At 64.1% G+C, this 13,143-nt stretch carries 10 protein-coding genes; 8 read left to right on the top strand and 2 right to left on the bottom strand.

Going from position 1 to position 13,143, the window contains the following annotated elements; genetic code table 11:
• The first annotated feature begins 3 nt into the window (after nucleotides 1-3).
• Nucleotides 4-1,311: an MFS transporter gene (locus tag P3T42_RS01280; protein WP_074299214.1), complete on the top strand. Its 1,308-nt coding sequence runs from the start codon at nucleotides 4-6 to the stop codon at nucleotides 1,309-1,311.
• A 44-nt stretch (nucleotides 1,312-1,355) separates the two neighbouring features.
• Nucleotides 1,356-2,513, top strand: a complete 1,158-nt coding sequence (locus P3T42_RS01275; protein ID WP_074299216.1) for a porin — start codon at nucleotides 1,356-1,358, stop codon at nucleotides 2,511-2,513.
• 121 nt (nucleotides 2,514-2,634) lie between these two features.
• Here P3T42_RS01275 and P3T42_RS01270 read toward each other — a convergent pair whose 3' ends face one another.
• Nucleotides 2,635-3,930, bottom strand: coding sequence for an MFS transporter (locus P3T42_RS01270; RefSeq protein ID WP_074299218.1), 1,296 nt, complete (start codon nucleotides 3,928-3,930; stop codon nucleotides 2,635-2,637).
• A gap of 426 nt (nucleotides 3,931-4,356) precedes the next feature.
• On the opposite strand from P3T42_RS01270, the gene P3T42_RS01265 reads away from it, so the two are divergent.
• The 4 genes from P3T42_RS01265 to P3T42_RS01250 all read left to right on the top strand — a co-directional run bounded on the left by P3T42_RS01265 (nucleotide 4,357) and on the right by P3T42_RS01250 (nucleotide 7,571).
• Complete coding sequence (locus P3T42_RS01265) at nucleotides 4,357-4,611, top strand: DUF4148 domain-containing protein (protein WP_429304937.1); 255 nt, start codon at nucleotides 4,357-4,359, stop codon at nucleotides 4,609-4,611.
• Between the two features lie 91 nt (nucleotides 4,612-4,702).
• Complete coding sequence (locus P3T42_RS01260; protein ID WP_171991698.1) at nucleotides 4,703-4,861, top strand: hypothetical protein; 159 nt, start codon at nucleotides 4,703-4,705, stop codon at nucleotides 4,859-4,861.
• 167 nt (nucleotides 4,862-5,028) lie between these two features.
• Complete coding sequence (locus tag P3T42_RS01255) at nucleotides 5,029-6,066, top strand: bifunctional nicotinamide-nucleotide adenylyltransferase/Nudix hydroxylase (RefSeq protein WP_074299222.1); 1,038 nt, start codon at nucleotides 5,029-5,031, stop codon at nucleotides 6,064-6,066.
• 71 nt (nucleotides 6,067-6,137) lie between these two features.
• A complete protein-coding gene (locus P3T42_RS01250) occupies nucleotides 6,138-7,571 on the top strand; it encodes a nicotinate phosphoribosyltransferase (protein WP_429304936.1) in 1,434 nt (477 codons plus the stop codon).
• 107 nt (nucleotides 7,572-7,678) lie between these two features.
• On the opposite strand, the gene P3T42_RS01245 is transcribed toward P3T42_RS01250, so the two are convergent.
• Nucleotides 7,679-9,610 (bottom strand): alpha/beta fold hydrolase, encoded by a 1,932-nt coding sequence (locus tag P3T42_RS01245; RefSeq protein WP_429304935.1) that lies wholly within the window; start codon nucleotides 9,608-9,610, stop codon nucleotides 7,679-7,681.
• Nucleotides 9,611-9,835: 225 nt separating this feature from the next.
• Here P3T42_RS01245 and P3T42_RS01240 point away from each other — a divergent pair, with 225 nt between their 5' ends.
• Both P3T42_RS01240 and P3T42_RS01235 read left to right on the top strand, forming a co-directional pair.
• Entirely contained in the window at nucleotides 9,836-11,062 is a 1,227-nt protein-coding gene (locus P3T42_RS01240) for a hypothetical protein (protein ID WP_429304934.1), read from the top strand.
• Between the two features lie 94 nt (nucleotides 11,063-11,156).
• A complete protein-coding gene (locus P3T42_RS01235; RefSeq protein ID WP_429304933.1) occupies nucleotides 11,157-13,091 on the top strand; it encodes a tetratricopeptide repeat protein in 1,935 nt (644 codons plus the stop codon).
• Nucleotides 13,092-13,143: the final 52 nt, after the last annotated feature.

Below are 13,143 nucleotides of genomic sequence, written 5' to 3'. Positions count from 1 at the left end.
TCCATGAACACGCTTGCCCAGCACTCCCCGCTCGATCACCCGCAACCACGACGTGGCCGGCTCGCGGCCGCCAGCATGGTTGGCACCTCGCTCGAATGGTACGACTTCACCGTCTACAACACGCTCGCCGCGCTGGTGTTCAACCGCCTGTTCTTCCCCTCGGTCGATCCGCTCGCGGGGACCATTCTCGCGCTGTCCACCTACGCCGTCGGCTATGTGTCGCGGCCGCTCGGCGGCTTCGTGTTCGGCAACCTCGGCGACCGGATCGGCCGGCGCGCGGTGCTGATGCTCACCCTGCTCCTGATGGGCGTGACCACCGCGTTGATGGGCGTGCTGCCCACCTACGCGTCGGCGGGTATCGCGAGCCCACTGCTGCTGGTCGCGCTGCGTTTCGTGCAAGGCATTGCACTGGGCGGCGAATGGGCCGGCGCGGTGCTGCTCTCCGTCGAACACGGCGATCAGAAGCGGCGCGGCTTCAATGCCTCGTGGACCCAGGTGGGGCCCTCGCTCGGCACGCTGCTCGGCACCGGCTTTATCGCGTTGATCACGCTCGCGCTATCGTCCGACGACTTTCTCGCCTGGGGATGGCGCGTGCCGTTCATCGCCAGCGTGCTGCTGGTCGGCTTCGGCTTGTGGGTCCGGCGAGGCGTCGAAGAAACGCCGCAGTTCGAACAATTGAGCCAGGCCCACGCAACGGCCAAGGTGCCGGTTGCCGAAGTGCTGACGCAACACTGGCGCCGCCTGCTGGTAGCCGGTGGCTCGCGGATCGGCTCGGACGTGCTGTATGCGCTGCTCGTGGTCTTCACGCTCACCTATGTGACGACCGTGCTGCACCTGTCCCGCACGACGGCGCTCACCGCGGTGCTCATCGGCACCGCCTGCAATGCGGCCACTGTGCCGTTGTTCGGCGCGCTATCGGATCGCTTCGGCCGGCGGCCCGTCTATCTGGCCGGCACACTCGCGGCGATCGTCTGGGCCTTTACCTTCTTTGTGCTGCTCGACAGCGCCCAGCCGTTGCTGATCGTGCTCGCGGTGGTGGTTGGCCTCGTGATTCATGCCGCCATGTATGGACCCCAGGCCGCTTTCGTCACCGAACAGTTTCCGACCCGCGTGCGCTATGCCGGCTCGTCGCTCGCCTACACGCTGGCGGGCATCCTCGGCGGCGGCTTCGCGCCGCTCATCATCGTGAGTCTCTACAAGTACTGGGGCAATACGGTCGCGGTGTCGCTGTATGTCTCGATCGCCCTGGTGGTCACCGGCATTTCGCTCATCGTCGCGCGTGAAACAGCGCGGCGGCCGCTCGAAGGCTGAGCGGCCTTTACACCCACTCGCTCAACTCTCCCTCTCTTATTACAATGAAAAAACTCATCGCCTCGTTCGCGGTGGTGCCGGCCCTGTCCGCCGGCGTCGCCCATGCCCAAAGCAGCGTAACGTTGTACGGCGTGATCGACACCGCGCTGGTGTACGCCAACAACAGCGGCGGCAAAAGCCTCTACGAAATGAACAGCAGCAACGTACTGGGCAATCGCTGGGGGCTGCGCGGCAGCGAAGATCTTGGCTCGGGCCTCAAGGCGGTATTCCTGCTGGAAAATGGCTTCGCTTCGAACACGGGGCGCTTTCAGCAAGGCGGCGATGAATTCGGCCGCCAGGCCTATGTCGGGCTGTCGTCCGACCGCGCGGGTACCGTGACGCTGGGTCGCCAGTACGACGCCGTCGTCGATTACGTGTTGCCGTATATCGCCGGCGCACAATGGGCCACTTACCTGGGCGGCCATCCGGGCGATCTGGACAACACCAACAACGACTACCGCTCGAACAACTCGATCAAGTACACCAGCCCGAACTACTCAGGCTTCCGGTTTGGCGGCCTGTACAGTTTCGGCGGCGTGGCGGGGCAATTCAGCGAAAACCAGATCTGGTCGCTGGGTGCGGGTTATGTGCGCGGCCCCTTGAGCCTGGGTGCGGCCTACGTGAACATCAAGAATCCTAACTTCTCGTACTTCGGCAATAACTCGACGTCCAGTTCGACGGGCAACAACATGACCGGCAGCCTTGTTTACTCGGGCTACGCGTCGGCGGGGTCGGAGCAGATCTTCTCCGCGGGCGGCAACTACACGCTGGGCGCGGCCACGGTCGGCCTCGTCTATAGCAACACACAGTTCAGGCAACTGGGCGCCGACGCGAGCCTGAACCCGGAAGGCTATAGCGGCTCGGAGAAATTCCATAACGCCGAGGTGAACTTCAAGTATCAGTTGAACCCGTTCGTCCTGCTTGGTGCGTCCTATGACTACACCAAGGGCTACGGCGTCAACAGCGTCACGTATCAGCAAGGCGATCTTGGCGCAACCTACATTCTTTCGAAGCGCACCCAGCTTTACGTCGTGGAGATCTATCAGCGCGCATCGGGAACCGACTCGTCCGGCAAGGCGGCCGTGGCCAATATCAACGGCTTGAGCGCGTCGTCGACGCCTAACCAGCTCGCGACCCTCGTGGGGATCACTCATCGCTTCTGAAGCGTTCTGAAGCGACAAGGCGTGCAAGGCGTGCGATAGAGCGAAGGCCTCGCTTCGCTCTATCGGGCCGCGAGTCGCGGCGTGATGCACATGGGCGGAGCGGCGAACGTTTCTCCGCCGGCTACGCCCGCGCCGCGCGTACCAACTGCGCGTTCGCGCGACGCTCGGCCAACGCCGGGCGCACCAGACTCCAGATCAACGCGGCGCCAATCAGATCGCCCAAGCCGAGCGCAACAAAGAACGGCGCATAACCGATCGTCGCCACCAGCGCGCCCATCACGAGCGTGAAGCCCAGGTTGCCGATCCCCGCGGAGAGCGCCGCGAAGCCCGTGACCGTGGCCACTTCATGACGCGGGAACAGGTCGGCCGACATCGAAATCACCGTCACGGACAGCGTCTGGTGCGCAAAGCCGCCGAGGCACAGCAGGAAGATCGCCATACCCGGCGACTTCACATAGCCGACGCCGGCCATCGCCGTCATCAGCAACGCCGCGCCCGTGACGACGACCCGCTTGCCATTGACGATCGACAGGTTGAAGCGCCTGTTCAGCAGGAACGATACCGAACCGCCCATCAGGCAGCCGATATCCGCCGCGACGAACGGCAACCACGCCGTCATCGCAATCGCCTTCAGATCGAAACCGCGCGCCTGATGCAGATACAGCGGCATCCAGAACACCAGTGTGCCCCACACCGGATCGGCGAAGAAACGCGGCAGCGCGATGCCCCAGAAGTTGCGCGAGCCGAAGATCTCGCGCAGGTTCGGCTTCGAACCGTCCTCGGCGAGACCGAGCGCCTTGCCGTCGACGATATGCGCGGCTTCCCGTTCGCTCAGTGCAGGGTGTGCACTGGGGTGACGATAGAAGGCGATCCACAACACCGCCCATACGAAGCCGATACCACCGGCGATCACGAACGCGGTCTGCCAGTTGTAGCGCAGGATCGACCATGCGATCAGCGGCGGCGCGGCGATGGCGCCGACCGACGTGCCGATATTGAACACGCCCGCCGCAATCGCGCGTTCGCGCAGCGGAAACCAGAACGCCGCGAGACGCATGCCGGCCGGAATGAACGAGGCCTCGACGAGTCCGAGCATGCCGCGCAGCACGAACAGGCCCACCCAGCCGGTGGCGAAGCCGTGCGCCATGCAGATCGCCGACCATGCGAGACCGCACAGCAGGAAGCCGAAGCGCAGGCCGATGCGGTCCATCAGATAGCCCGTGAGCGGACCGCCCAACGGATACATGACCAGAAACGCGCCGGTGATCCAGCCGTATTGCGCGGTGGAGATGTGCAGGCTCTGCATGACCGTCGGCGCGGCGACGCTCAACGAACTGCGCGCCAGATAGTTCATGACCGTGCCGAGCGACAGCAACGCGATCATCCACCAGCGCAGCCCTCTTACCTTGATTCCCATGATGATGTCTCTCTCCGATCCGGATGTTGTTCCAGCCGCTCCGTATAAGCCGATACCGCTGCCGCCTCGGCAGACATCGTATGTCTTGAAGATCGCTGGATCAAGAAAGAGATCACGGGTGTTTACCCGCGGAGAGGCCGCAACCGCTGTCAGGCCGAAGATTTCCAGGTTTGTCGCACCTGCGCGATTCCCAATCACCTTGCATAAGACCCGCCATGTTGTACGACAACTAGTAACATCTACCGTGTCAATCCACGCCCGGCGGCTTCGGCCCTGCCCCCGTCGCACGCCTCGATCCGCTTTAAATATCTCTTCACTTTCATGAACCCGTTGCGATAGGCCTCGCGTCATATCCTGCATCTCAGCGGACAACTCACGGCACTGCGCCGGTTGTCTCTCAGGCCTCACTCGCACGGAGATGAATCGATGAAACGCATGACCCTTGCCGCCCTTGCCGGAATCCTGGTAACCAGCGCGGCCTTTGCCCAGACCCAACCCAGCAGCAACGACGCCACGACCAACGCGCAGCAGCAGCCGCAGCAGCAACAAGGCCAATGGGTACCCCCGGATGGTCAACCCATTGCGGGCAAGACGCGCGCCGAGGTGTACCAGGACCTGGTGCACGCCGAACAGGACGGCCAGCTCGCGTACCTGAACAGCACCTTGTACGCGCATCACTGAGTTGATTTAACCCTTGGTGCGATCGCGCGCCGCCCTGCTTTCAAGCGGCGCGCCGCTTCGCTCTCCCGTCTCTGTCGAACTACCGAACATCATGAAACTGCGGACTTTCTACTTGCGCATCGTGAAACTCGCCGTATGCGTCGCCGCGGGTGCGACGCTGTGCGGGTGCGCCTCATTGCATGGCACCCCTAACGGTCCTGGCGACTGCGTCGGTCCGCCGGATTACTGCACGCCGTTCTTCGGCTCGTAGGCGAGCGTCGATGCGCGACGCGTCGCGGGCCCGGATGCGTCGCGCATGACTGCCGCCTTTTTGCAGCCCATACTTCAAAAAGGTTTGACGACGAAATAGATTCGGACGTAGCATTTCGTCATGGCCAAGGGACAGACCCAGCGCCGCCAATCTCTTGAGGGATTCTCATGAGCACGTTGTCCAGGCGCTTCGATGCGCTCATTTTCATTGGTCGTTTTCAGCCCCTGCATCGCGGTCACCTGGAACTGCTGCGGCGCGCGTTGAGTCTCGCGACCGAAGTCTGCATTCTGATTGGCTCAACCGACCGGCCTCGCACCGTCAAAGACCCGTTCTCGTTCGACGAACGGCGTCAGATGATCAGCTCGGTGCTGGCGGACGACGAGCGCGAGCGCGTTGCCATCGCCCCCCTGCAGGACTCCACGTATAACGACAGCGACTGGGTTCGCTGGGTCCAGGGCGCGGTCGCAGCGGAACTCGGCGACACGGCCGGCAAAAAGATCGGCCTGATCGGCCATGCGAAAGACAGCTCGTCGTATTACCTGCGCATGTTCCCGCAGTGGGAACTGGTCGAGGTGGACGCCAACGAAGACATTTCCGCCACCGAGATCCGCGACCAGTTCTTTGCCGAACGCAGCAACAGCTTCGTGTCGTGGGCCGTGCCCGCGCCGGTGTTCGACTGGCTCGAGCAGTTCCGCACACGGCCCGAATTCCTGCAACTGAAATCCGAAGCGGAGTTCATTGCGGGCTACAAGAAAGCCTGGGCGGCCGCCCCCTACCCGGTCACCTTCGTCACGGTCGACGCGCTCGTCGTGCATTCCGGCCACATTCTGCTGGTGCGCCGCCGCAGCGAACCGGGGCGTGGCCTGTGGGCCTTGCCCGGCGGCTTCGTCGAGCAGGACGAGCGGCTCGAAGCGGCGTGCCTGCGCGAGTTGCGCGAGGAAACCGGCCTCAAGCTGCCCGAGCCGGTCATGCGCGGCTCGCTGAAAGACCGCCAGGTGTTCGACCACCCGCAGCGTTCGGCGCGCGGCCGCACCATCACGCATGCCTTCCTGTTTCATTTCCCGGTTGGCGACCTGCCCCGCGTGAAAGGCAGCGACGACGCCGACAAGGCGCGCTGGGTGCCCCTGAACGTATTCGCGCAGATGCGCACGGTGATGTTCGAAGACCACTTCGATATCGCCTACCACTTCCTCGGCAAACTTTGATTCAGCGTTGATTCGTCCCACCCGCCGGGATAGACCCGGCGGCATCTCCACGGCATAGAGGAGCTCTAGCCATGCAAGCCACCCCGCGCAGTTTCGCCGCCATCCTGTCCAATCCGATCCTCAACACGGACTCGTACAAGGCCTCGCATTACCTGCAATATCCGCCGCAAGCGTCCGCGATGTTTTCGTACATCGAATCGCGCGGCGGCCGCTATGAACGCACGCTGTTCTTCGGCCTGCAGATGCTGCTCAAGGAATATCTGTGCCGCCCGATTACCGGCGCGATGATCGACGAGGCCAAGGCCTTCTTCGCCGCGCACGGCGAGCCGTTCAACGAGGCCGGCTGGCGCTACATCGTGAATCAGTACGACGGCTACCTGCCGGTGCGGATTCGCGCCGTGGCGGAAGGCTCGGTGGTGCCGGCGCATAACGTGCTCGTCACCGTGGAGTGTGAGGATCCCGAAGTATTCTGGCTCGCCTCCTATCTCGAGACCATGTTGCTGCGCATCTGGTACCCCGTCACCGTGGCGACCCAAAGCTGGCACCTGCGCCAGACCCTCCGTCACTATCTGCAGAAGACCAGCGACGACCTGACGCAACTGCCGTTCAAGCTGCACGACTTCGGCGCACGCGGCGTGTCGAGCGCGGAGTCGGCGGCGATCGGCGGGGCGGCGCACCTGGTCAGCTTCATGGGTTCGGATACGGTGCTGGGCGTGGTGGCGGCCAACCAGTTCTATAACGAGCCGATGGCGGCGTTCTCGGTGCCGGCCGCCGAGCACAGCACGATCACGGCCTGGGGCCGCGACGGCGAAGCGGATGCCTATCGCAACATGCTGCGGCAGTTCGGCAAGGAAGGCGCGATCGTCTCGGTGGTCTCCGATTCCTACGACCTGTTCGCGGCCCTCGACGTGTGGGGCACGCAATTGAAGCAGGCGGTGATCGACTCGGGCGCCACGCTCGTGATCCGGCCGGATTCGGGCGACCCGCTCACCATCGTGCTGCAAACGCTGCGCGCGCTGGACGAATCGTTCGGCTCGACGGTCAACAGCAAGGGGCGTCGCGTGCTCAATTACGTGCGCGTGATTCAGGGCGACGGCGTCAACGCCGAATCGATCGAAGCGATTCTCGCCGCGCTCGACGACGCCGGCTATGCCGCCGACAATCTCGTGTTCGGCATGGGCGGCGCCCTGCTGCAACAGGTCAATCGCGACACGCAGCGCTTCGCCATGAAGTGCTCGGCCATCCGGATTGGCGCGACATGGCAAGGCGTGTGCAAGGACCCGGTGACGGACGCCGGCAAGCGCTCGAAGAAAGGACGCCTCACCTTGCTGCGCAACCGCCGCACCGGCGAATACCGCACCGTCGAGTTGCCGCTGGCGTGGGACGATCATCGCGTCGAAGGCGAATGGGACGAGGCGCTCACCACGGTTTTCGAATCGGGCAAGCTGCGGGTCGACGACAGCTTCGCGACGATCCGGCTGCGCGCCCATGCGGACGAAGTCTGACCAACCGGGAGCGGCAACGCCAGCGGCGGCGACGCAGCTTGCGGCGCTCACCACCACGCTAACGTGAGCGCCGCGCGACAAGCTGAGGGTAACGGCACGCAGACGCCCTAGTCTGCGCGCCGCGCCGGCAACTCCAATAGCTGCGCGCCCTCCAGGATCTCGGCGGTCGAGCCGTTCCATTCGGCTTCGCGCATCGGCTCGGCCCGGCCGCCCAGATGCCGTTCGAGAAACGCCTCGGTGATCGCATTGAACGAGATGTTGTTCTCCGGCCGCGCGAAACCATGCCCTTCGTCCGGGAACAGAACGTAGGTCACGGGGATGCCGTTGGCCTTCATCGCGTCCGCCATCTGATCGCTCTCCGCACGCTTCACGCGCGGATCGTTGGCGCCTTGACCGATCAGGAGCGGCCGACGGATACGGTCGGCGCGATGCACGGGCGAGCGCTCGCGCAGCAGCGCAAGACCCGCTTCGGTCGACGGATCGCCGATAGCGCGAATCAGCTGGGTACGGAACGACTCCCAGTAAGGTGGAATGCTCGCCAGCAGCGTCTCCAGATTCGACGGTCCGACGATCGCCACCCCGCAGGCATAGGCCTCGGGGTTGCGCGTCATGCCGGCGAGCACCGCGTAGCCACCGTAACTCCCGCCCATGATCGCCACCCGCGATGGGTCCGCGATGCCCTTGTCGACGGCCCAGGCCACGGCATCGAGCAGGTCGTCGTCCATGCGGCGGCCCCATTCGCCGTCGCCGGCATTGACGAAGGTTTTGCCGAAGCCCATCGAGCCGCGAAAATTGACGCTCAGCACGCTATAACCGCGGTTTGCCAGCCATTGATGCTCGGCATCGAAGCCAAAGCCGTCGCGTCCCCACGGGCCGCCATGCACCAGCAACACGAGTGGTCCCGGCTGGTTCGCGCCTGCCGGCCGCGTGAGATAGGAGATCAGCTCGAGGCCGTCCCGCGACGGAATCACGACGGGCTGCATGGGCACGAGCGGCGCACCGGCCAGTTCGGGGCGATGCTCGAACAAGGTGCGCAGCGTCTGCTGCTCGCGGTCGTACAGATAGGTTGTCGCCGGCCGGAGATCCGAGGCGGCGTTGATGACCCACAGCCGCTGGTCCTCGGTCCTTCCGCCGATGGACCAGTCGCCCAGTTGCTTGCCGTTGAGGAAATCGAGGTCGCGCTGGATATCGGTTGTGAGCGCAACATACTCCGGACGCTCCACGTAGACCGAGTAAGCCACCGGTTCGAGCGTGTCGGGATCCAGAATGAAACCGAACAGATCGACGCGCGGGTGAGCGGCCACCACCCCGGTCGCGCCGCTGGCAAGATCGATGCGGGTCAGCGCCGCGGTGTCGCGGCCGCGGCTATCGAACATGAATAGCGCCGTGCCGTCCGCGTTCAGGTGGCGTGGCCCAGATGTCCACGCCTCTTCCGGCGCGAAATGTGTCCATGGCGTCCATGCGCCTTCCGCATTGCGCCGGTGCACCTCCAGGGTGCCGTCGCTTGCCGTGCGTGTCGCGAAGTGCGTCCGGTAGCGGCGGTCGGTGATAAAGCCCGAGAAATCCGTATTCTGTTCGACGAGGATGAGTTCGCCGGTTGCGAGGTCCAGCGTGTGCAGATCGAAATACTTCGGGTCGCGCTGATTCATCGCCACCAGAATGCGGTCGCGCACGATTTTGCTCACGCGCTCGACGTGCACCGTCACGCCTTTGAACGGCGTCAGATTGCGTGCGGTCCCGGCTTCCACATCGACCACGTAGAGATGAAAGTCTTCATTGCCGTCCACGTCCTGCTGATAGAAGAGCTGGCCTTCATAGGTCCAGCCGTGCATGCGGATGCCGCGCTTCGTATCGCTCGTGACCACCCGGGCACGCGTCGGGTCGTCGACCGGCGCGACCCAGATATTCAGCACACCGTTAAGGGGCGCAAGCCATGAGAGAAAGCGGCCGTCCGGACTGATATGCACGGAAGTGCGCTCCGGATTGCCGAACAGATGCGCGCGGGGAATGAGCGGAATATTCGCAGCGGTCGATGTCACTGGGTACCCTCCATGCGAAATGCGAATCGTGTGGGACTGCCTGAAGCAGAATAGCCCGAATTGCCCGTCGAGCAAACTGCCGGAGGGGACGCAAGTGCAGCCAGGCGAATGCGCGCGATGCCGAATGCATGGGCCGGCGACGGCGAATTCAGCAGCGGCGTTAACAAAAGCGAAAAAAACCGTTACGCTCTCGCGTCGCTCGATACTTACGTTATAGACAGACCCATGAACCCACTGCGCGCGCTCCGTCGTGTCACGCTGCTCTCCCTGTGCCTGCCGTGCGTCTTCACCACGGGGATCGCGCTCGCGGCCGGTTGTCCTGCGGCGGATGCTGCGGCAGGCGCCGCACTGAGCGCCCAGCAAAAGGTGCAGCACGACTCGAAATTTACGCCGGTCGGCGAAGAAGGCGACACGGACGTACCCGTCGCCGTGCAGCGCTCGCTGCACAGCTTCAAGCAGGCGCTCGCCGAGGCAGTGGATGCGCGCATGGCCTGCGCAGCGCAAAGCGTCGATATCGCGGCGCTCAATCGCGATCTGTCGGCTTCTCTACAGGTCAAAGCCGTCACGCCCAATGAACTGACCAGGGGACCGGCCTACGGCAGCGGACTGGACCTCAACGCAAGGCTCACCAGTGCAAGCTCGGCGGCGCCGCTCGTACTGGTGCGCGCCGGCGTCAGCATCGAATGCGGGAACGACAATGTATTGCTCGTTTATCGCTGGGACGGGGTGCACTGGAAGCGCGTGCTGCGCTGGCAAGCCGACGACTATAAAAGCATCGCCGACGCCTATGGCGATCCCTTCGGTGTCGTACCGCTGCACGATGGCCAGGTGGCCGTCGTGCACGGTACGCCGTGGTGCTCGTCGCGCTGGAGCCGCTTCGATCTCGACGTGATCGCGCCCGGCGAAGGCGCTTCCGCCCAGCGCGGCGTCTTTCACATGGAGCACGGCTACTTCAGCGACGCGGAGATCAGCTTCAATCCGACTGCCGAGGGCTTCGAGATGCGCGCGCAGGTCGCTTCGCTCGATGGCGATCTGATGCAGCGCCTCGGCATTTTCCGTTTTCGTGTCGACGGCGATCAGGTGACGCGCGTGCAGCCCGCCGCCAACAACGGCAGGGACTTCGTCGACGAATGGCTGACGATCGACGAAGCGCAGGCCCGTCAATGGAGCGATCCGGCCACTGCGGCACAGGCGTTGGCCGAGCGCACGCGCTTTAACGCAACCGCAAAACAGGCGCAACTCGGCATGAGCTACGGCGCCGTGCGCGCCTGCAGTGACCACGCCGCGCGCTACCAGGTGGACGTGCAGTTGAATACCGACACGCCCGCTAAAGCCGCGCCTCACTTCGCCTTGATCCAGCAGGCCCGCAACGGCTTCACACTGGTGGGCTTTAACACCGCCGCGGATCCGCAGTGTCGCGGCGCGGATCTGATGAGCAGCAAGGGTAAGTGACGATAGCCAGGGGCGTTGCGGCTGCGCCCTGAAAAACCGGGAGCGTCGCCTCAAGCGCCGTATACTTGCGGGCGTGACTTCCGAACCGACAAGCATGACACCCTCCCAGGCTGACATCACCGCGCAAGCGCAACACATGGCGCTGCAAGCGGCCACGCTGTTTCAAGGCGGACAGGTCGCGCAGGCACGCGAGGTCTGTCTGGCGGCCGTGCAGCTCGCGCCGCACGCCTGCGAGGTGCTGCTATTGCTGGCGTTTATCGCCCTACACGCCAGGCAGCCGCAGGAATCGATCGACTGGGCCAACCGTGCCATCGCAGAGAACAGCGAACTCGCGGATGCGTATTTTCTGCGTGGCGAGGCGCAGCAAACGGCCCAGCAACACGCAGCGGCCACGGCGAGCTACGACGAGGTGCTCAAGCGCAAGCCGAACCATGCGGACGCCTTGAACAACCGCGGCAATGCCTACCATGCGCTGCTCCAGCATGCGCGCGCACTGCAGGACTACGACACAGCCATCGCACTGAACCCGGCCAAAGCCTCGTTTCATAACAACCGGGGCCTCGCGATCAAGGCGCTCGGCGATCATTCGCTTGCGATGGGCTGCTTTCAGCGGGCGATTGCGCTCCAGCCGGACTACGCGCTTGCCCACTTCAACCTGGGACTGTCGCTGTTTGCACTGCGCCGCTATCAGGATGCTGCCGCGAGCCATGACGAAGCGATCCGCCTCATGCCGGGTCATGGCCCGTTTCACTGGGGCCGTGCGGACGCATTGCGCGCAGCCGGCACGTACGAAGCCTCACTGGTGTCGTACGACACGGCACTTTCCCTTGAACCCAACAACACGTACATCTACAACAATCGTGGCTTGTTGCTGCATTTCTGGGGCAGGCACCACGAAGCGCTAGCGGATTTCGCTACGGCGATACGCCTCGATCCCAGCCACGCGGACGCCCATTGCAATCGCGGCATGGCGCTGGAAGCGTTGGGGCAATATACGGATGCACTCGGCCACTACGACGCGGCCATCGCGCTCTCGCCGAACCACGCGGCCGCGCATTTCAATCATGCGCTCTGCGATCTCACACTGGGGCGCTTCCGCGAAGGATGGCCGGAACATGAATGGCGCTGGCAGACGGAACAACTCAAGTCGTCCGAACTGATTTCGGATAAACCGCTATGGCTGGGGCAACAATCGCTGCGCGGCAAACGGATACTCGTGCACGCCGAACAGGGCCTCGGCGACAGCCTGCAGTTTTGCCGCTATCTGCCGATGGTCGCCGAACTCGGCGCCACGCTGATCGTGCAGGTTCAGGCACCGCTCGTGCCGCTGATCAGGACAATGCCCGGCGTCGCCCAGGTGGTCGCGCAAGGCGAGGTGTTGCCCGAGTTCGATCTTCATTGCCCGTTTATCAGCCTGCCGCTCGCGTTCGGGACCACGCTGGATACAGTGCCGTTCGTGCCGCGCTACGTGGCGCCCTCTGCGCAGAAGACGCTAGCGTGGCAACGGCGTCTGGGCGTGAGGCAAGCGCTTCGCATCGGTCTGGTGTGGGCCGGCGGCCCGCACAGTTCGCGTGCGATTCAGCGCCCCGTCGATGCACGCCGGTCGATTCATCTGTCGAAGTTCGCCGGTCTGAACCTGCCCGGTGCGGCGTTTTTCAGCTTGCAGAAAGGCGAGCCGGCCGTTTCGCAGTTACGGGAACTGGAGGCAGCAGGCTGGCGTGGGCCCGCCATCCTGGACCCTACCGCTGAACTAAACGACTTCGAGGACACGGCCGCGTTAGTCGATCAGTTGGACCTGGTGATCTCGGTCGATACCTCCGTCGCGCATCTGGCAGGCGCGCTCGGCAAGCCGGTATGGCTGCTGAACCGCTTCGACACCTGCTGGCGCTGGATGACGGAGCGGGACGACAGTCCGTGGTACCCCAGCATGAGGATCTTTCGCCAACCGGCGGCGGGCGATTGGGAGAGCGTGATTGCGCAGGTCCGTGTGGAGTTGCAGCGTCTGTTAGACGGAGAGCCCGGACGCTAGCCACGCAAGCACCCATGGCTAGCATGGCGCGGTGTGGCGTGGCTCTGCACGG

Origin of the sequence: Paraburkholderia sp. GAS38 (genome assembly GCF_050434965.1) — a bacterium.
In the GTDB taxonomy this organism is placed as follows: Bacteria; Pseudomonadota; Gammaproteobacteria; order Burkholderiales; family Burkholderiaceae; genus Paraburkholderia; species Paraburkholderia phenazinium_A.
The sequence above is the reverse complement of the archived record's forward strand: the minus strand, read 5'-3'. Positions and strand labels throughout refer to the sequence as shown.

Excerpts from the sequence above, each read along its gene's own strand:
- P3T42_RS01280 (WP_074299214.1), top strand. The coding sequence starts at position 4 with ATGAACACGCTTGCCCAGCACTCCCCGCTCGATCACCCGCAACCACGA.
- P3T42_RS01275 (WP_074299216.1), top strand. The coding sequence starts at position 1,356 with ATGAAAAAACTCATCGCCTCGTTCGCGGTGGTGCCGGCCCTGTCCGCC.
- P3T42_RS01270 (WP_074299218.1), bottom strand. The coding sequence starts at position 3,930 with ATGGGAATCAAGGTAAGAGGGCTGCGCTGGTGGATGATCGCGTTGCTG.
- P3T42_RS01265 (WP_429304937.1), top strand. The coding sequence starts at position 4,357 with ATGAAACGCATGACCCTTGCCGCCCTTGCCGGAATCCTGGTAACCAGC.
- P3T42_RS01260 (WP_171991698.1), top strand. The coding sequence starts at position 4,703 with ATGAAACTGCGGACTTTCTACTTGCGCATCGTGAAACTCGCCGTATGC.
- P3T42_RS01255 (WP_074299222.1), top strand. The coding sequence starts at position 5,029 with ATGAGCACGTTGTCCAGGCGCTTCGATGCGCTCATTTTCATTGGTCGT.
- P3T42_RS01250 (WP_429304936.1), top strand. The coding sequence starts at position 6,138 with ATGCAAGCCACCCCGCGCAGTTTCGCCGCCATCCTGTCCAATCCGATC.
- P3T42_RS01240 (WP_429304934.1), top strand. The coding sequence starts at position 9,836 with ATGAACCCACTGCGCGCGCTCCGTCGTGTCACGCTGCTCTCCCTGTGC.
- P3T42_RS01235 (WP_429304933.1), top strand. The coding sequence starts at position 11,157 with ATGACACCCTCCCAGGCTGACATCACCGCGCAAGCGCAACACATGGCG.